Source organism: Candidatus Pantoea formicae (assembly GCF_011752625.1).
GTDB classification, from domain to species: Bacteria; Pseudomonadota; Gammaproteobacteria; order Enterobacterales; family Enterobacteriaceae; genus Pantoea; species Pantoea formicae.
In genome coordinates this window covers 26865-48420 of record NZ_VWXD01000013.1, presented here as the reverse complement: position 1 = coordinate 48420, position 21556 = coordinate 26865, and the positions used below count along the sequence as shown (strand labels likewise).

Below are 21556 nucleotides of genomic sequence, written 5' to 3'. Positions count from 1 at the left end.
CTGCGCCCATACTGCTTCCCTGCTTCCTGAACCGGCCGTGATTAGGCCGTGGTGTTTTGGTGCGGTTGTTGCAGCAGCTCCTCCAGTGAAACGTTCACGCCTTCCAGCGTCACCAGCTGAGTACTACTGTAAGCCGTACCCGTACCATCACGGTCAATCGAGAGCACGGTATTGCCATCTGAAGTATGATCCACTTTCACGAAATCATTAATATTACTTGTGGAATCATTCCAACCAATTAGCAAGTTACTGACATCAATTTTGTCGCCTTGCGCAACATTAAAGTCAGTCCAGGTATCGTGCCCATTGCCGCCTGTGGCGTCCGCACTAGCCAGCAGGTGGTAGACCAAGGTGTCTGCGCCAGCACCGGTGGTGATGGTGTCGTCGTAGGCACTACTGGTTAACGTGTCTGCCGCTGCGGTACCAGTAATGGTCGGATGCAGCTCAATGGTGAACGTGTTGGTGGTGATGGTGCCGTTGGTACCCGCCAGGCTATAGGTGAACACCTCTTTATGCGTGATGGACTGTGCATCCAGACCCGCCGTCAGTGAGTAGGTGTAGGTACCATTCGCCGCGATACTTAACGTACCGTAGTCGCCCGAAATCAGAGTAGAACCGGTGCTGCTCACGGTGGTGGTATCGCCGTGTTCATTAGTAATACTCAAGGTTCCGGTATGGCTGGTGCTTGAGTCAGCGTAAATGCTACCGCTGGCGTCATGCTCTGCCGTGGTGGTGGCGGCAAACAGACTGTTGGTTGCCACCAGGCTGGTTGCCACGCCATTGTGCAGCGTCACGGTAAGCGTCGAGGACGTTGCCGCGCCGTAGGCATCCGTCACCGTATACGTGAAGGTGTCGGTTGATGGCAGTGTTGCCACGTCCAGACCCGCTTTCAACGTATAGGTGTAGTTGCCGTGGGAGTCGATCACCAGGGTGCCGTAGGTGGTGTTGATGGTGGTGGTGGTGACACTGCTTACCGCCGCCCCCGACACCGCCGTGACCGCCGTACCCGCTGGAACGGTATGCGCAATCGAACTGCTATCGTTGGTCAGCAGGTTACCGGTGACCGTCGCCGCAACGGTGGCGACAAAGGATGTCACATCCGATGTCGTCGCGATGGTCGTGGAAGGCAGCAAACCAAGGCTAATCGCCCCTGATGCGCCCAACACAATCGCATAGTTTCCGCTGGTCAGCCCTGTATAGGTCACCGCTGCCCCAGTTTTCGTACCGATATAAAGGAGCATGCTGATGTAGTTGGAAACGGTGTAGTTGGTCTGCTGCACCCATTGACCGTTGACCTGCTCATACAGATACAGCGTGTAGTTGGTACTCAGCGCCACGAGGCTTGAGGCAGAAGCCTGCACCGTCATGGTTCGGGTATCACCACTGCCCACCGTGAACAGGAAGGCATTACCGTTGCTCAGCACGCTCAGATTGACGGTATTCAGCAGTGAGGTTGTCAGCAGAGCCGAGTGCGTCACACTGGTATTCGCATTAGTGAGTGAACCGGCTTGAGTGGTGAAGTCCACCTCTGACGTATCCGGTGTCGCCACAATGTTAATGGCGCCTACCAGCGATGCCGTAGGTGAAACGTTACCCGCGCTGTCCGTCAGAGAAACAGACAGGTTAGCCCCCGTTGTCTGCGCGGTGGTCAGCGAGACAGAGAAGGTACCGTTCGCCGCGACCGTGCCGCTACCAATAGCGTTACCACCCGAATCACGCACCGTGACCGTGGTACCCGCTTCACCACTACCGGTGACAATCGTACCGGTACTGTTGATCGCCAGCCCGGTTGCCGCCGTTGGCGCCACGGTATCGATAATCACCGTTGCCGTGGTGGTACCACTGACGTTACCGGCGGTATCTGTCACCGTCACGTTAATCGGATGGCTACCGTTGGCCAGCACAGCGGTGGTGTAGCTCCAGGCACCTGTTGTGGCGTTTGCCACCACAGAACCCAACAACGTTGCACCGTCATAGATAGTGACGATAGCACCACGTTCCGCCACACCGCTGAGCACAGGCGTGGTATCGCGGGTTGAGCCGCCATTCGCCACTGTACCTGTTGGTGCCACGGAGTCGTTGGTGATCACCAGCGTAGAGTTGGTCGGTGCCACGGTATCCACCGTCAGCGTGACAGCAGCGTTTGGACTCACGTTGCCAGCCGCATCGGTCTGCGTCGCGTTCAGGGTATGCGTTGCATTCGTCAGCGTTGGCGTGATGAAGGTCCACTGGCCGTTACTGCCCACGGTGGTGGTACCCAACAGCGTGGTGCCATCGTACACGGTGACTTTGGCACCCGCTTCACCGGTACCACTCAACAGCGGTGTACTGTCGTTGGTGGTGCCGTTGTTCGGGATTGCCACTGCGGTACTGCCGTTGTTGTTGCTGGCAGCAATCGTCAACGCCGCTGGTGCGGTGGTGTCGATAATCACAGAAGCCGACGTGGTGCCACTGACGTTACCTGCGGTATCGGTGACGGTGACAGTGATGGGATGCGTACCTTGCAGCAGAGCCACCGTGGTATAGGTCCAGGTGCCGTTCGCCTGCACAATCGCTGTACCCAATAGTGCGCCATTGTCGTAAATGCTGACTCGGCTTCCAGCCTCAGCTGCACTGACGGTACCGCTCAGCGTTGGCGTAGTGTCGTTAGTTGAACCGCCGTTAGCCACGACAGTGTTGGTGACATCGTTGGTGATCACCAGCGTTGAGGCCACTGGTGCCACCGTATCGACCACTACCGTGTAGGTGCCAGAGGCCGGGCTGATGTTACCCGCAGCATCTTTCACCGTCACACTCAGTGGATGGCTACCATTGGTCAACACTGGTGTAGTGAAGCTCCATGCGCCAGTACCACTAGCGGTAGTGGAACCCAATACCGTGGTGCCGTCGTAGATAGTCACAATCGCGTTGGCTTCAGCCGAACCGCTCAACACTGGGGTGCTGTCGTTGGTTGAACCGCCGTTAGCGACCGTCACATTTGGTGTAACGTCGTTGTTGGTGACCGTCAGGGCAGTGGCTGCTGCTGGTACACCGGTATCTACCGTGAAGGCAATGGTTGAAGCGGTTCCCACGTTACCCGCGGCGTCTGTGGCCGTCACACTCAGGGTGTGTAAGCCATCAGACAGGGTAGACAGCGTCAGACTCCATGCCCCCGTAGACGTTGCCGTAGTAGAGCCAATCGCCACACCATTTTCACGGATAATCACCAGACTGCCTGCCTCAGCGTTACCGCTCAGCGCTGGCGTGTTGTCGTTGGTGGAACCGCCGTTGGCAATCGCTACCGCCGTGCTGCCGTTATTGTTGGCAGCAGCAACAGTCAGGCCGGTTGGTGCTGTGGTATCAATGGTGACCGTAGCCGAGGTGGTACCACTGACGTTACCGGCTGGATCGGTGACCGTCACGCTCAGCGGATGGGTGCCCGCCGCCAGTGTCGGGCTGAAGCTCCAGCTACCGTTCGACTGAACAATGGCCGTGCCTAGCAACGTCTGGGTGCCGCTGATGCTGTCGTAGATTCTGACAGTATCACCCGCCTCCGCCGCACTCACCACACCGCTCAGCAGTGGCGTGGTGTCGTTGGTGGAACCACCGTTCGCCACCGTCACCGGCGTGGTGCCGTTGTCGTTAGCAAGCACCAGCGTCGAAGCCACAGGTGCCACGGTGTCGATGGTGACGGTGGTGTTACCCACCTGCGCCGTGGCGTTGCCTAAAGCATCGGTCGCTTTGATGGTAAAGGTATGGCTACCATTCGTTAACGTTGGTGAGGTAAAGCTCCAGGTGTTCCCCGCGATAGCCGTGGTGGAACCCAACACCGTGGTGCCATCGTAAATGGTAATCACGTTGCCCGCCGTTGCTGTGCCTGACAGAGTCGGCGTGCTGTCATTGGTAGCACCATTGTTTGGCACAGTGACCGCCGTAACATCATTGGTTACTACCAGCGTTGGCGTAGTCGGCGCCGCCGTGTTGACGGTAAAGGCTACAGTGGATGCCGTACCCGTGTTACCCGCCGCATCGGTCGCGGTGATGCTCAGGGTATGCAGGCCGTCAGGCAAGGTACCGGTGACAAAGCTCCAAGTGCCATTCGCTGCCGTTGTGACTGAGCCGAGTACGGTTGTACCCTCACTGATGGTCACAACACTGCCCGGCTCTGCCGTACCGCTCAGGGCTGGGGTGTTGTCGTTAGTAGTACCACCGTTAGTGATCGCCACTGGCGTGGTGCCATTGTTGTTGCTGGCAGTGACGGTAAGGCCGGTTGGTGCGGTGGTGTCCACAGTGATGGTGGTGGTGCTGGAGGCCACACTGGTGTTGCCCGCCGCATCGGTGGCTCTGACGCTATAGCCATAAGTACCGTCAGCCAATGGAGTACCAATGTTGTAGCTCCAGCTACCATTGGTCGCTACTACTGAGCCAACCGCTGTAGTGCCCTGGTAGATCGTGACCAGCGCCCCCACCTCAGCCGTACCCGTTAGCGTTGGTGTTGAATCGCGGGTGACACCGCCATTCGCCACTACCGTATTGGTAATATCATTGTTCACCACCAGCGTAGCGGCTGCTGGGGCAATGGTATCAATGGTGATCGGTACGGCGGTGGATTTATCACTGACGTTGCCCACGGCATCCGTGGCAGTCACGCTAAATGAGTGTGAACCACTGGTCAGCGTTGGCGTAGTGAAGCTCCACACACCACCGGTTGCCACTGTTGTACCCAGAACGGTGTTGCCATCATAGACGGTAATTATCGCTCCTGGCTCAGCTGTACCGGTCAATGCAGGCGTGTTGTCGTTAGTGGCTCCTGTCGTCACCGGAACGTTAGTGCCGGTGCTGTTATTGTTAACCACCAGATCGGTGACCACCGCAGGCGCGATGCTGTCCACGTTGATGTTAATCGGGCCGGTCACATCTGATAAATCATCCACAATACTGATGGCGTGAGCCCCCTGACCTAAGGTCAAGGTGTAATTCCACTGGCCATTAATGTCAGACTGCACGATGGTGACCAGAACACCATTATCGAAGATCTGGATAGGTGAAAGTGGATCGGTTAAGCCACTCAGTATTGGGGTAGTGTCTTTGGTGCTGGCACCGTCCACCAACGTGACCGGGGTTGAACCCGAGTCATCCGTGATAACCAGCGTGCTATCCGTGTCAGGCACACCCGCATTCACAGTCTGAGTAAACGCTGGATTAGGCGCAACATCACTGACGTTACCTGCTGCATCGGTCGCCGTTGCGGTAAAGCTGTGCGAACCATTGCTCAAGGTTGGTGTGGTGAATGTCCAGGTTGTACCCGTTACGGTTGCGGTACCCAGCACTGTCGTACCATCGTAAATGGTGACAACGCTGCCTGCTTCTGTTGACCCGCCAAAGGTAATGACGTTATCGGTTGTTGTTCCACCAGTGGTGAGATTGCCATCGTCCGCGGTGGTTGCAGTCACGCCGTCAGGGGCCGCAGGGGCCACACTATCAACATTAATGACAAAGTTGGTAGTGCTGGTCGTCACGTTACCCGCCGCATCGGTGGCGGTGACCGTGAAGGTATTCGTTCCCTGAGGCAGCCCACCAGTCTCAAAACGCCACTGGCCGTTGTCCGCCACTATCGCTGTACCCAACACGGTCGTACCGCTCGCGGTGGTATCCGAAATCGTAATGATCGAGCCAGCGCTGGCTCCGGTACCACGCAATACCGGCGTGTCGTCGTTGGTCAAGCCATTGTTGGCAATCGCAACAGGCGTAGCCCCGTTGTTATTGCTGACGGTATAAGCACCCAACGTTGGCGCAACGGTATCAATGGTGAAGCTCACGTCATATCCCACACTGACGTTACCCGCCGCATCCGTCGCCGTAACCGTCAACGAATAAGTGGTGCCATTGGCCAGCGCGTCCTCTGGTGTGAAGCTCCATGCTCCGGTGGTGGCATCCGCTGTAGCGGTACCAAACACTGAACCATCTGCGTTGAGTAGCGTGATGGTACTGCCCGGCTCCGCCGTACCACTGATGGTTGGTGTAGTGTCGTTGGTTGAACCACCGTTGGCTACCGTGACAGGCGCAGTTGGCACAACGTCGCTTTCAATCGTGACAGCGGCAACCGGCTCAGGTGCTGTGGTATCAATGTTGACCACCACTGAGGTGCTGCTGCTGTTCCCGATCTCATCCGTGACGGTCACTGTCAGCGTATGCTGCGTCGCTGAGAGTGTTGGCAGTTGGAAGGTCCAGCCCCCACCATCCTGCACGATAGCCGTACCAAGCAACTGCTGATTGGTGTCATAGATGCGGACAATGTCACCCTCTTCGCTGCCACTGCCTGTCAGCAAAGGTGTGGTGTCATTGGTGTAGCCACCATTCGCCACGGTTGTATTCGGCGTTGCATCATTGTCAGTGATAGTCACTGTGCCCACGACTGGCGCTACGGTATCCACCGTGAATTCGAGAGGTGCGGTTTCATTACTGAGGTTACCCGCCGCATCAACAGCGCGTGCTGTAATGCTATAGGCGTCATCCAGCAATGGCGTGGTAGGGATGAAGCTCCACTTGCCATCGCTACCGACCGTGGTGGTGCCAAGCAGACTGCCATTGTTATAAATGTTAACAATGAGACCCGCCGTCGCACTGCCAGAGATCACTGGCGTACTGTCACTGGTATAGGTGATGTCCGCTGTTGTGACTGGAACCGATCCGTTGTCATTGGCGAGCGTCACATCGGTGACATCTGCAGGCGGCGTCGCATCAATCTGTGCCACAGTGGTCACTGGTGCACTGACGTTACCCGCAGGACTGGTGACCACGACACTGAAGGTATAGGTGCCGTCAGCCAACTGCGTAGGGGTGAAGGACCAGCTACCATCTGGGTTAACGGTAGCCGCTTGCTCTGGGCCACCGTTGATGGAAACACTGACGGTGTTGCCCACGTCGGTCTGGCCCGTCAGCACTGGCGTGCTGTCGTTGGTCAGGCCGCCGTTCGGGATGACCACCACATTGCTTGAATCAACATCGTTACTCAGCGTGACATCAGTTGCAGCAGCAGGGGCTTGGGTATCAATCGTGACGGAGATAGTTGGGTTATCCGTGCTAACGTTACCCGCTGGATCGGTCACCGACACACCCAGCGTGTGTGTACCATCACCCAACATTGGCGTGCTAAAGCTCCAGGCACCGCCTGTGACCGTCGCAGTGCCCAACACCGTACCGCCTTCCGTGATGGTGACAACTGAGCCATCCGGTGCGCCCACAGCATTACCGGTTAACAACGGCGTGGTGTCGTTGGTCGGCGTACCAGACGCAATCGGCTCTACTGTATTGCCATTGTCATTACTGAATTGCAGATCAGTTGCCGCAACAGGTGCGGTGGTATCAACGGTAAAGTCCACCACATTAGACGGAACACTCACGTTACCCGCCGCATCGGTCACCGTCACACTGATGCTATATGCCCCTTCAGGCAAGATATCTGTGGTGAAGGTCCACTTACCATCCGTACCCACGGTGGCCGTGCCGAGCACCTCCGTCACGCCCGCAGAGACCGCAGTAATGGTGATGATGCCACCAATCACATTTGAGGTACCGTTCAGCTCTGGCGTGGTGTCATTTGTCGAACCGTTTTCAGGAATCGCAACCAACGTGCTGCCATTATTATTACTGACGGTAAGGTCGACCACTGCATCTGGAGCCTCAGTAGAGACAGTGATATTCACCACGTCCGAAGCCAAGCCAACGTTACCTGCCGCATCGGTGACCACCACGCTCAAGGCATGAGTGGTACCTGATGCGAAATCAGCGGTATAACTCCAGGCGCCGGTGTCTGGATCGGCCGGTACCGTTGCCAGCAAGGTCTGACCATCGTAGATCGCCACTGAACTACCCGGCTCAGCCGTACCACTGATCTCTGGCGAGGTGTCATTGGTGTAACCGTTGTTGCCCACCGTCACAGGCGTCGTGCCATTGTCGTCAGTCACCACCAGGCTAGAAACCGCAGGTGGTGTCAGATCGATGGTCACCGTGAGTGGGGTACCCGCTCCACTCACGTTACCCGCCACATCAGTGGCCGTCGCGCTCAGCGTGTGATTGCCTTCAGTTAATGGCATCGCCGCGAAGTCATAACTCCAGGCACCACTAGGATCCGTAACCGTCACCGAAGCAATAGGATTGTCACCATCGTAAATGGTCACAAGGCTACCCACTTCAGCCGTACCGTTCAGCACAGGAGCCGTATCATTGGTTGCACCGTTGATAGGAACGCCCGCATCGGTTTCAACGCTCAGATCCGTCAATGCAGCCGGTGGTGTTACATCGATGGTGACCGTGAAGGTACCTTCATCGCCGCTACTGACGTTGCCTGCGGCATCGGTCACCACTGTGGTGAAGGTATGAGTGGTTTCGCTTAACGTAGGAACGTTAAAGCTCCAACTACCATCTGAGCCGACAATCGCCGTGCCAAGCGGCACGCCTCCTTCGGAGATAGTGACATAGCTGCCACCCGTGGCCGTACCCGACAGCACCGGTGTGGTGTCGTTGGTACGCCCGTCATCGGCAATAATAACGGGTGAAGCACCGTTATTGTTCGTCAACTGCAGGTCTATGGCATCTGCCGGTGGCGTAGCCAGAATAGTAATGGCCACCGGTGAAGAGACCGGCCCGGTATTGCCCGCGGCATCAGTGACGGTGGTGGTGAAACTGTAAGTACCATCCGCTAACTGCGGAACATCAAAGCTCCAGGTGCCGTCTTGACCTACCACCGCTGTACCCAACTCACCGCTGGCATCAGAAATGGTGACCGTACTACCCACTTCCGCCGTACCACTCAGCACCGGCGTATTATCATTGGTGATGCCATTGGTGATAGCGACAGGCGAACCGCTGCTGTCGTTGCTGATTACCAGCCCTGTTGCTGCTGCTGGCGGTGTGGTGTCCACCGTGAACACAATTGGTGTAGACGGATCGCTGCTGTTACCGGCCGCATCCGTAACGGTTGCGGTCAAGCTGTGGCTGCTTTCACTAAGGGTTGGCGTGGTGTAACTCCATTCGCCACTGCCGTCCACAACAAAGCTACCCAACACAGTCGAGCCATCTCGAACTGTGACGACACTGCCCACTTCAGCATTACCGCTGAGCACAGGAGTGCTGTCATTGGTGAAGCCACCGGTAATCGCCACTCCATCGTCCGTCGCCAGCGACACGTCGCCTGCTTGGGCCGGAGGCGTCAGATCAACCGTGAAGGTGTAAGGAGTGGATGGATCACTGACGTTACCCGCCGGATCGGTCACCGTGGTTGTCAGGCTATGCCCGCCCGCTGCCAGAGTTGGTGAGACAAAGCTCCAGCTACCATCAGCGGCCACCGTCGCTGAACCCAACACCGTTACCGTCGTACCAACCGTATCCGTAATGGTTACGATGCTGCCAGGCTCTGCGATACCGCTTAATGCTGGCGTGGTGTCATTGGTTGAGCCGCCGTTTGCTACTTCAACTGGCGTGCTGCCCTCGTTGTTACTCAGTTGCAGTTCAGAAGCAGCGGCTGGCACAGTCAAATCGACAGTGAAGCTAATTGTACTGGACGCGGAGCTGGTATTGCCCGCTGGGTCGGTGACCGTCACTGCCAGGGTGTGACCACCCGCAGGCAGTGCATCGGTCGGCGTAAAGGTCCAGCGACCATCACCATCGACAGTGGCCGTTCCGAGCGTGGTGACAGCGCCATTAACCGTATCCGTAACGGTGACCGTACTACCCACTTCGGCCGTACCGGTCAGGGTCGGCGTGGTGTCATTGGTGGCTCCGCCTGTCGCAATCGGGTTATTCGCGTCATTCGTCAGCTGCAACTCGGTGGCTGCTGCTGGTGGCACAGTATCCACCGTGAAGCCGATGGTTGGAGACGGATCGCTGACGTTGCCAGCAGGATCGGTGACCGTCGTACTCAGGCTGTGTTGACCCTGGCTCAGAGCGGCGGTGGTGTAGCTCCACTCTCCAGTGGCGTCCACCACCACCGTGCCCAGCACGTTAGTGCCGTCATAAACGGTGATGACACTGCCTTCTGGTGCCGTACCACTTAATATCGGCGTAGTATCGTTGGTGGCACCGCCGTCAACAATCGGAACCAGCGTGGTGCCGTTGTTGTTGTTCAGTACCACATTGTCTGCAGCATCTGGTGGTGTCAGATCGACGGTGAAATCAACCGCAGTTGAATCCGGTCCAACGTTGCCTGCCGGATCGGTAACCGTGGTGGTCAGGCTGTGCGCCCCCTCACCCAGAGCCGGGGAGGTGAAGCTCCAGCTACCGTCAGCAGCCACCGTGACGGAACCCAGCGTGGTGACTGTCGTGCCAACCGTATCAAAGACAGTGACAATGCTGTTTGGCTCAGCTGTACCGCTTAATACCGGCGTAGTGTCATTGGTTGCGCCATTAGTGATAGGCACAGCGGTTCCGGTGCTGTCATTACTCAGCACCAAATCGCCCGCTGCAACTGGCGGTGTAAGATCGATGTTGACGATAACCGGTGTAGAAGGCGCGCTGGTGTTGCCCGCTGGATCTACCACGGTGGCAGTGATGCTGTGTTGGCCCTCGCCCAGTCCCGTGGTTGGGGTAAAGGTCCAGGTGCCTCCGTCACCCACGGTCGCTGTGCCCAGCAACTCAGTACCGTTATAGATATTCACGGTGCTGCCTTCCGCGGCACTGCCGCTGATGACAGGCGTGGTGTCATTGGTCGCACCACCAGAGTTGATCTCTGTACCAGCGCCGTTGCTGACCGTGACATCCGTGGCAGCAGCTGGCGGCGTCACATCAATGATGATGGTGACGGATGTCGCCGTGGTGCTGCTGTTGCCTGCAGCATCAGTGACCGTGGCGCTCAGTGTATGGTTACCCTCACTCAGCGCTGGAGTGGTGTAGCTCCAGTTGCCATCGGAACCCACACTCACAGAACCCAATACGGTTGTGCCATCGGAAACCGTCACGGTACTGCCCGGCTCCGCTGTGCCGCTCAGCACTGGCGTCGTGTCGTTGGTGGTGCCGTTGGTAATCGGAACCGGTGTGCCACTCTGATCGTTGCTGATCACGATTGGACCTGAGGCGCCCGGTGCGGTGGTATCCACATTCACCGCAATAGGTGCAGAAGGATTACTGACGTTGCCCGCAGGATCGGTCACCGTCGCCGTCAGGCTATGATCGCCAGGATCCAGAGTTGGAGAGTAACTCCATGTCCCATCTGTACCGACCGTCGCCGTACCCAAAGGTGTCCCGTTATCAGAAACGGTAACGGTGCTGCCAGGTTCAGCGGTCCCGGTCAATACTGGCGTGGTGTCGTTAGTTGCGCCATTGGTAATCGGAACCGGCGTACCGCTCTCATTATTACTGAGCTGGACGTTGCCCGGTGCGGCAGGTGGCTGAGTATCAATCACGACCGAGACGGGATCCGATGCTGGGCTGGTATTGCCCGCCGGATCGGTCACAGTGGTGGTGATATCGTGGTTGCCCTCAGTCAATGGAGGCGTGGTGAAGGTCCAGCCACCGTTCTCATCGACGGTGGCGGTGCCCAGCACGGTGGTGCCATCAGTGATGGTGACGGTGCTACCCGGTTCTGCGCTCCCGCTCAGCACTGGACTAGTATCATTGGTTGCGCCACCAGAAGGGATAGGATCCCCATCACCATTCGTCAGACCAATACCTGATGCCGGTGCAGGCGCAATGGTATCAATCGTCACGGTAATGACCGGTGATAGTACCGGAATACCGCCTGCATCATTAAAGCTGGACTGGAACGCATGCGCACCATCTGGCAGAGCGGTAGGTGTGAAGTTCCACTGTCCGTTGGCATCTGCTACTGCGGTACCCAACACGGTGGTGCCATCGTAGAGCGTCACCACCGCATTGGCGATTGCCAGGCCACTCAGCACCGGTGTGGTGTCTTGTGTGCTGTCACCATCAGCCAGGGCAACCAGGGTGTTGCCGCTGTCATCGGTCACCTCCAGGGTCAGCGTCGCGGCTGGCAAGCCTGCTTCGACGTTCACCACAAACGGTGAGGTGGCTGGACCGAGGTTACCGGCCACATCGGTGGCGGTGACGGTCAGGCTATGGTTGCCATTGGTCAGTGCTGCGGTGCTGAAGGTCCATGCGCCATTGGTATCAGCGACGGCTGAACCCAGCAACACGGTGCCATCATAAACACGGATGACCGCATTCGCTTCGCTCTGACCACTGAGATCCAGCGTGTTGTCATCGGTAGTCGCGCCCGAGGTCAATGCGCCCGAGTTGGCGCCAACCAGGATGCTCGACGCGGCAGGTGCCACCGTGTCCACACTAAAGGTAATCGCAGCGGAAGGTTGGCTTACGTTGCCTGCGGCATCTGTCACCGTGGTGGTCAGGCTATGGCTGCCTTCACCCAGTGCTGGTGAGCTGAAGCTCCAGTTGCTATTGCTGCCTACGATGGCAGTACCCAACAACGTGGTACCGTCATAGACCTTAACGATAGCACCAGGTTCACCCACACCGGTCAACAGCGGGCTGCTGTCGTTGGTGACGCCATTCGCTGCAATCGGAACCGGTGAGCTACCTGCATCATTGCTGAGTACCACATCCGTCGCCGTGGCTGGCGCAGTGGTATCAATGGTAATGGTGAGCGACGGTGAATTGGAGGTGTTACCGTTAACATCGGTAATTGAGGCATGGAAAGTATGCGGCCCTTCCGGCAACCCGCTGGTTGCGTAGGTCCACTGTCCATTGGCATCGGCGACAACCGTACCCAGTAAGGTATCGCCATCATACAGCGCAATCACATTGCCAGCCTGAGCGAGACCGCTCAGCGTCGGCGAGGTATCGTGCGTGCTGGCACCGTTCGCCAACTGCACCAGCGTGTTGCCCGTGTCATCTGTAATCTGCAACGAGGTGGTCGCAGGAGGCAGACCGGCGTCAACATTTAATACAAAGTTCGAGGTGGCATCACTGACGTTACCTGCCGCATCAGTCACGGTGACAGTCAGGTTATGCACACCGTTGTTCAGCGCTGGCGTCGTAAAGGTCCAACTACCATTTTGACTAACGGTGACGTTACCCAGCAATACAGTGCCATCATAGATATTGATCAGCGCACCCGGTTCTGAAGTGCCGCTCAGTGTTGGGGTGTTGTCATCAGTGAAGTCATTGGAGGCTAACGGTCCCTGTTGATCACCCACATTATCCGTTACCTGCAAATCATTCACCGCAGCCGGAGCGGTAGTATCAACGGTAAAGGTGATTGGCGTTGAAATCGGACCGGTGTTGCCCGCAGGATCGGTGACCGTCGTCGTCAGACTGTGTGAGCCGTCTTGCAGCACTGGAGAAGTGAAGCTCCAACTACCATTCGCGCCAACCGTCACGCTGCCCAGAACCTGGGTGCCATCAGTGATGGTCACGGTGCTGCCTGGCTCAGCGGTGCCGCTCAGTACTGGCTGATCCGCGTTGGTTGTTCCGCCTGAAGCAATTGGGACAATGGTAATACCACTGCTATTACTGAGTTGCAGGTCACCCGCCGCAGCCGGAGGCTGCGTATCAACGGTAAAGGTGAAGGGGTTGGAGGCTGGGCCGGTGTTGCCCGCAGGATCGGTCACAGTCGTGGTCAGGCTGTGGCTGCCGTCGGTCAGGGTTGGCGTGGTGAAGCTCCAGGTGCCATCCTGTCCTACAGTTGCCGTACCCAGCACGGTGGTGCCATCCGAGATGGTCACGGTACTGCCCGGCTCTGCGTTACCGCTCAACACAGGTGTGGTGTCATTGGTGGCACCACCCGCCGCAACGGCAACCGGTGTGCTGCCGTCATCATTGGTCAGTTGCAGGTTAGTGGCCGCCGCTGGCGCACTGGTATCAATGATGATGGTAATAACAGATGAATCGGTGGAGACACCTTCCCCATTGGTTGCCGTGGCTTTGAAAGCATAGGTGCCATCTGGCAGGTTGGACGTGTCAAAATGCCACTGGCCATTCGCATCGGCCGTGGTATTACCGATGATGACATCACCGTTATACAACGTAATGGTGTCATTCGCGCCCGCCAGGCCGCTCAGCGTCGGCGTATTGTCATGCGTGCTGGCACCATCGGCCAGTTGAACCAAGGTGCTGCCCGTATCGTCGATGACCTCCAGGGAACTGGTGGCTGGCGGCAAGGCGGCATCAACGGTCAAATCAAAGGCAGTAGTCGGCTGGCTGACGTTGCCAGCAGCGTCGGTAACGGTCACGGTCAGGCTATGGTTACCGTTACTCAGTGCAGAGGTGGTAAAGGTCCAGTTACCGTCCGCGCCTACGCTGGCGCTCCCCAGCAGGGTAGTGCCATCGTAGACTTTTACAATGCTACCGATTTCAGCCTGGCCGCTCAGGGTCGGCGTGCTGTCGTCAGTGGTGGCACCCGACGTCAATGTCTCCGTCGTTCCGTCTGCGTTGCCTGTTACCGTCAATCCGCTGGCAGCTTCAGGTGCGGTCGTATCAACGTTGAAGGTGATCGGCGCGGAAGCGGCGCTGCTGTTGCCAGCCGGATCGGTGACCGTGGTGGTCAGGCTGTGAGCGCCCTCGCCCAGTGTCGGCGTGGTAAAGGTCCAACTGCCATTACTGCCGACAATCACGGTACCCAAAACACTGGTGCCATCAGAAATCGTGACAGTACTGCCAGGTTCAGCAGTTCCGCTCAGTACTGGGGTATTGTCGTTGGTCTCACCGGTGATCGGTGACAAGACGCTACCGTTGTTGTTGTTGAGCTGTATATCGCTCGCCGCGGCAGGTGCCTGAGTATCCACGGTGAAGTTGAACGGGTTAGAACTGCCGCTGGTGTTGCCAGCCGCATCCGTCACGGTAGTGGTCAGACTGTGAGCACCATCCGTCAATGCCGGAGTCGTAAAGCTCCAGGTCCCGTCACTACCCACGGTAGCGGTACCCAGTACGGTCGTGCCATCCAGAATTGTCACGACACTGCCAGGTTCAGCCGTACCACTCAGAACCGGTGTTTTATCGTTGGTCGCACCGCCTTCGGCCACAGGTACTGGCGTACCACTCTGATCGTTACTTAACTGCAAGCCATCAGCAGCCGGTGGCGCAGCGGTATCGATGATGATGGTAATGGTTGCCGAAGCGGTATCGTTGCCATCCGCGTCTGTCGCAACAGCACGGAAAGCATAAGTGCCATCCGGCAGGTCGGAAGTATCAAACTCCCACTGTCCATTAGCGTCAGCGGTAGCAAAACCAATCACCACGTCGCCGTTGTACAGGGTGATGGTGTCATTCGGCCCAGCCAGACCGCTCAGGGTTGGCGAGTTGTCGTGAGTGTAAGCACCGTTTTCCAACTGTACTAAGGTGCTGCCGGTATCGTCGGTCACCTCCAGCGAACTGGTCGCAGGCGGTAAGCCAGCATCAACGGTCAGATCGAAGGCGGGGGTTGGATCACTGACGTTACCTGCCCCATCGGTTACGGTCACAGTCAGGCTGTGGTTACCATTGCTGAGCGCGGCGGTGGTGAAACTCCAGCTACCGTCTGCCCCCACAGTCACCGTGCCGAGCAAGGTGTTATTGTCGTAAACGCTGACCACCGTGCCCGGTTCGGCTTGCCCCGCCAGGGTTGGCGTGTTGTCATCGGTCACGGCACCTGAAGTCAGGACCTGCGTGCCATTCACATCGTCCGTCACGGTCAGCCCGGTTGCCGCCGCTGGCACGCCGGTATCCACCGTAAAATCGATAGGGCTGGAAGGTGCGCTGACGTTGCCAGCCGCATCGGTCACTGTGGTGGTCAGGCTGTGTGTACCGTCAGCCAACGTTGGGCTGGTGAACTGCCAGCTTCCGTTGCTGCCCACGGTGACAGAGCCCAACACGGTATCACCATCACGAATCGTCACCACACTGCCTGGCTCTGCGGTACCGCTCAGTGTCGGCGTGTTGTCGTTGGTGTCGCCACCCGCCGCAATCGGCACAACGGTGCTGCCACTGTCATTGTCGAGTTGCAGATCGCTCGCCGCATCAGGCGCGACGGTGTCGATGTTGATGGTGATAGTGTCGGATTGGGTGGTGCCGGAGGCATCTGTGATGCTGGCATGGAATGCATGTGAACCATCGGCCAGTGCGCTGGGGGTAAACACCCACTGACCATCAGCCCCAGCCACTACGCTACCCAAGACGGTTTCACCGTCATACAACGTAATCACTGCACCTGCGGTCGCCAGACCACTGAGTACCGGCGTGCTGTCGTGGGTGTAGGCGCCATTGCCCAGCTGCACCAGCGTGCTGCCCGTATCGTCAGTAATTTCCAACGTGGTGGTCGCTGGAGGCAAGTCTGCTGTCACGCTAAAGTTGAACGGATCGGTGGCTGAGCTCACGTTACCTGCGGCATCCGTCACGGTAACCGTCAGGCTATGCGCGCCGTTGCTTAAGGCCGGAGTGGTGAAGCTCCAGGTACCATCTGCCCCCACTGTTGCCGTACCTAACAGCGTTGTGCCGTCATAAACACTGATGTAAGTCCCTGGTTCGGCTGTCCCGCTGAGCGTCGGGGTATTATCATCGGTGGTTGAACCTGCGGCTAACGCCCCTTGAGTGCCGCCCACATCATCACTGACCACCAACCCTGCCGCCGCCGCAGGCGCGATGGTGTCAACGGTAAAGGTGATGGGATCGCTGGCTGCACTGGTGTTGCCTGCGGCATCGGTGACGGTGGTGGTCAGGCTGTGCTGACCGTCCGCCAGCGCGGGAGAAGTGAAACTCCAGGTACCATCAGCACCTACGACTACCGTACCCAGCAAGGTACTGCCATCGTAGACGCTCACTGTGGCACCGGCTTCAGCTGTGCCGGTTAAGGTTGGGGTGTTGTCGTCAGTGATCGTGCCAGTGACGATGGCGCCTTGAATCGTGCCGACATTGTCCGTTAAGACCAGATTGGTCGCAGCAGAAGGCGCTGTGGTATCACCACCGCCATTGTTGCCACCGCCATTATCGCCCCCACCGTTGTTACCGCCGCCGTTGTTACCGCCGCCGTTATTTCCACCGCCGTTGTCGCCGCCGCCGGTATTGCCATCATTGGCCGGCGCATTACCGCCGCCACCGCCGGAAGAACCTGCAAACATCGCACCCAAGCCCGCTAGCGCCGCACCACCGATACCAAAGGCCGCGATCGTGCCATCGTTGGTGGTGTTCTCCGCTAATAACCCTTCGGTGGTGTCAATAGAGACGTAATGGAATCCTTCAGTGCCGGGATCTTCAACCCACCACAGCGCGCCTTTGTCGTCTTGAAGCACCAGATCGCTATCGCCGGCTGCAGTGTAGAAATTGTGAATAACAAGGACTTCACCAGACTTAGTGGTGACGACTAAATCATTACCATTGCGTGTGAAAGACTTAATATCTGATTGATTAAGGTGGAGTTTAACAACACTGGGTGCTGTTAAATTGACTTGGCTGCCATTGACTACTGAGTCAACCGTCCCACCTTTAGGAGTGATAGAGATATTATTCATGTTATCGAAATCCCGCGCAGTTATTAAATTCCATAAAAACGCCCGGCATCCGTAGATACCGGCTTCAATAGTGAATAACCCATGCGTTTATTCACCTTTTCTCTTGGTCGACCTCATACAAACTGATGATGAAGTCGCGCTGAGCCGAGTTAAGCCTCCACCCGGAGAATGGACTGGGTTTATTTTTCAGCAGTACAACGGGAAAAATGTCTTTATTTTCCATTGGGCGGGCACAAATCAGATGGAATGCGACAAACCCTTTATTAGACATTTTTGCTTCCCCGACGGAATAGACTGCACCAGAGCCATTTTCAGGATTATTTAAGCAAATCAGTTAAGTAGACACTCTTCCAGTGATAGCCCTGCATGCCGTAAATCGCTTTACGTGACAACAGGTCAATCTGCGTCTGGTCTTCAACCCCCTCAACAATGACGCCATCGCATAATTGATTGAGGTGAGTAAGTAGCGTGTCAAAAATGTGACCGTCGCCAAATTGCCAAAAAAATTCTTTGTCAATCTTGACGATTTCAAATATTCCGCTATCGAGCATGGTCAGGTTGGAATAACCTGGACCAAAATCATCAAGCCAAAGAGGAGCTGGCGTCACTTTCGCAACACCTTTTAATATCAACAGATCGGCGCTGTTAAATCGCGCAGTGAAGAATGCGGATATCTCTAAACGCAGCAGCGTGAGTTGAGCCAGTTTTTGTTGTATTTCAATATCTTCAAAAATACCGGCAACGATATCTCTATCCACATTGACACTAATGACCTGTTGAAATCCTTCTTTGTATAGCTGAATAAGTTTTCCGATCTGGTGGAGGAATAACTGCCATTTATCGTCAGCAGGAAGCCGACTGAAGAACCCTGCATCCCTGTTCGGGTTACGTTTATTATTTGTGTCTGCATCATCTGGGAAACGTGTTAACAGTTCCCACGCAATCAACTCGCCGGATATAGCGTGTACAGGTTCCAGCAAAAAAACGAAATTAGGTTGATTGCACATTACACCATCCCTTAGGCAACTGATTGATACCTCTGAAATGTCAGTATTTCTCAAGTTAGATGTAAGGAAAACATCGACAAAACTTAACACGTTAACGGAAGCCTAACGTACAACATTCCTTTTGAAAAATAGATTTCAGTCAACCTCAATAACAACTTCAATCGTTTAAAGCTATCAATAACGATGATTAGTTTCTTTTAAATGCGAAAAGAGATCAGATAATTCCTATAAAAATTTAAGTTAAAGTGACTATTGACAGAATGATAAAAGTGTACTCAATTGATTTTAAATCAAAAAAAATTAGTCAACAAATTGTGTTTTTTATTTTTGACTCAAAATGCACTTACATTCTTTTCAGAACCCAGGCTCCAATAAACTCCAAAAAATGAAATCACTGAGAGTGACTATTCAATCATTAATGTTTAAGTTTTCATTATAAATCGAAAGAAAAACATAACAGCATGACTGGCTAATGGTTGATAAATCAGTAGTTAAAAGAGGGGTATTGCGATTCTGGAAACGTGGTGTAGATTGCTTTATTAGGTAAATGAAAGGGATAGTGAAGCGGTATTTTAAAGACCATTTAAACATCATGGGGCGTTTAATTAGCTTTGTGACATTTATCACAATTCAAATGAAATTAATCATTGAAATAAATAACTTCAAAAAAAAGTGAGGGCCTTTGTTAGGGCCCTCACTCGATTAATACCTACCGTGCGAGTGAAAACTCGCCACTAGCGCCTGTTACTCATCTTCAAGATAGGTATAGCCGTATAAGCCACTTTCGAACTCTTCGAGGAACTGCGCGCGCAGGTCTTCACCGATATCCTTCTGCTGGGTGACCTGGTCGCGGAACAGGGTCATCAGATCATTAGGATTCAACTGCACATACTGCAGCATATCGGCCACCGTATCGCCTTCATCCGACAGCTGCACTTCTACACTGCCGTCCTGGAAGGCAAACACGTCAACCGCTTCGGTATCACCAAACAGGTTGTGCATGTTGCCGAGAATCTCCTGATAGGCTCCCACCATAAAGAAGCCCAGCATCGGTGGGTTGTCGATATCGTATTCTGGCATCGGCATCGTGGTCGCAATACCGTCGCCATCAACGTAGTGATCGATGGTGCCATCCGAGTCACAGGTGATGTCGAGCAGTACAGCACGACGCTGAGGCGTTTTGTTCAACCCTTCCAGCGGCAGAACCGGGAACAGCTGATCGATACCCCAAGCATCCGGCATTGACTGGAACAGCGAGAAGTTGACGTAAATCTTATCCGCCATGCGCTCTTGCAGTTCATCAATGATTGGACGATGCGCACGGTTACTCGGATCAAGATGCTGCTGAATATAGTGGCAGATGCTTAAGTACAGCTGTTCAGCCCATGCTCGCTGGCCAAGATCGTACGTGCCCGAAGAGTAGCCGGTGTGGATATCGAACAGGTCCATCTGGCTGTCATGCAGCCATTCACGCAGCGAACGGCGGACGTTCGGCTCGTGCATCTCCTGCCAGGTGTCCCACAGACTCTGGATTGGACGCGGTGAATCGACATCCGGTGCCACTGGGGTGCTGAATTCGTTGCGCTCGACACCAATAATGTTGGAAACCAACACGGTATGATGCGCGGTAACCGCACGGCCTGATTCGGTGATCACCGTTGGATGTTCAAGACCGTTTTCTTCACAGGCATCACCAATCGCCCAGATGACGTTATTGGCGTATTCGTTCAGACCATAGTTGACCGAGCAATCAGACTGCGAGCGCGTGCCTTCATAATCAACGCCCAAACCGCCGCCGACATCGAAGCATTTAATATTCACGCCGAGCTTAGCCAGCTCGACATAGAAACGCGCGGACTCACGCACGCCGGTCGCGATATCGCGAATGTTCGACATCTGCGAACCGAGATGGAAATGCAGCAGTTGCAGGCTATCCAGACGACCTGCTTTGCGCATGATGTCTACCAGTTGCAAGACCTGCGATGCGGCCAGACCAAACTTGGACTTTTCACCACCGCTCGACTGCCATTTGCCCGACCCCTGCGAGGCCAGACGCGCACGGATGCCGAGGCGCGGGATCACGTTCAGACGTTCCGCTTCTTCCAGCACTAAACGCACTTCGGTCATCTTCTCGATCACGAGGTAAACCTTGTGACCCAGTTTTTCACCAATCAGTGCCAGACGAATATATTCACGGTCTTTGTAGCCGTTACAGACGATCACCGAACGGGTTTTTCCGGCATGTGCCAGTACCGCCATCAGTTCGGCTTTTGAACCGGCTTCCAGTCCCAGCGGCTCACCGGAGTTAACCAGCGATTCGATGACGCGTTTATGCTGGTTAACCTTGATCGGGTAGACCAGGAAATAGTCACCTTTATAGCCGTAGGATTCGCGCGCCCGCTTAAAGGCGGCGTTGATGGAGCGCAGACGATGCTGCAGGATTTGCGGGAAGCAGAACAGCGCAGGCAAACGCTGACCGTCCGCCTCACGCTCTTTCACCAGCTTCGCCAGGTCAACGCGTACCTCCGGTTGGTCCGGATCCGGGCACACACTGATATGTCCCAGCTCGTTGACGTCATAATAGTTATTACCCCACCAGGCAATATTGTAGGTACGCAGCATTCTGCTCGCTTCCTGATCGTTCATCGCCACCTCCTGCATGGAGCGGAGTACACCCTGTTCGCCAGCTGACGAACCCTTGATATTCTTCATGTCGTCAGACATCGCGAACCTCAATTTTCCGTTGAAATATGAAACAGTTGCCGGGTTTTATTGCTTTAAGTCCGGGTAAAGATTTCCCCATCTTGCTGAGCTCCGCCTATCGGGTTGCCATGCACGTTGCTGACTCTAAGTGTAAAACACCACGCCAAATTCAGTAAAAAACGGGGCGAAAGCCTACGATTTTCACGGCCAATAGCGAGTGAAACACAGCATTAGAAATGTGGGAATAGCTTAGCCGGCGCTCGTGTCGGGATAATTACCGCAACGCATAAAACTTCGGCGAGAGAAAAGAACAGAACTGGATTGGGGAAGGATTGCCAGCGCGCCTAAAGAGCGCAGAGAACCGAAAAGAAAAGAAGTGTGGTTCATTACTTTTATCACCTCCAACGTCTGCCA

At 55.6% G+C, this 21556-nt stretch carries 3 protein-coding genes; all 3 read right to left on the bottom strand.

Annotation, left to right across the window (positions count from 1 at the left end; translation table 11 throughout):
• Positions 1 to 41: 41 nt before the first annotated feature.
• The 3 genes from F3J38_RS23770 to speA all read right to left on the bottom strand — a co-directional run bounded on the left by F3J38_RS23770 (position 42) and on the right by speA (position 21163).
• Positions 42 to 17432 carry an Ig-like domain-containing protein gene (locus tag F3J38_RS23770; protein ID WP_167142883.1) on the bottom strand — a complete coding sequence of 5797 codons (17391 nt, stop codon included), beginning with the start codon at positions 17430 to 17432 and terminating at the stop codon, positions 42 to 44.
• A gap of 317 nt (positions 17433 to 17749) precedes the next feature.
• Positions 17750 to 18439 (bottom strand): EAL domain-containing protein, encoded by a 690-nt coding sequence (locus F3J38_RS23765; RefSeq protein WP_167142880.1) that lies wholly within the window; start codon positions 18437 to 18439, stop codon positions 17750 to 17752.
• Between the two features lie 744 nt (positions 18440 to 19183).
• Positions 19184 to 21163 carry a biosynthetic arginine decarboxylase gene (gene speA / locus F3J38_RS23760; protein ID WP_167142877.1) on the bottom strand — a complete coding sequence of 660 codons (1980 nt, stop codon included), beginning with the start codon at positions 21161 to 21163 and terminating at the stop codon, positions 19184 to 19186.
• Positions 21164 to 21556: the final 393 nt, after the last annotated feature.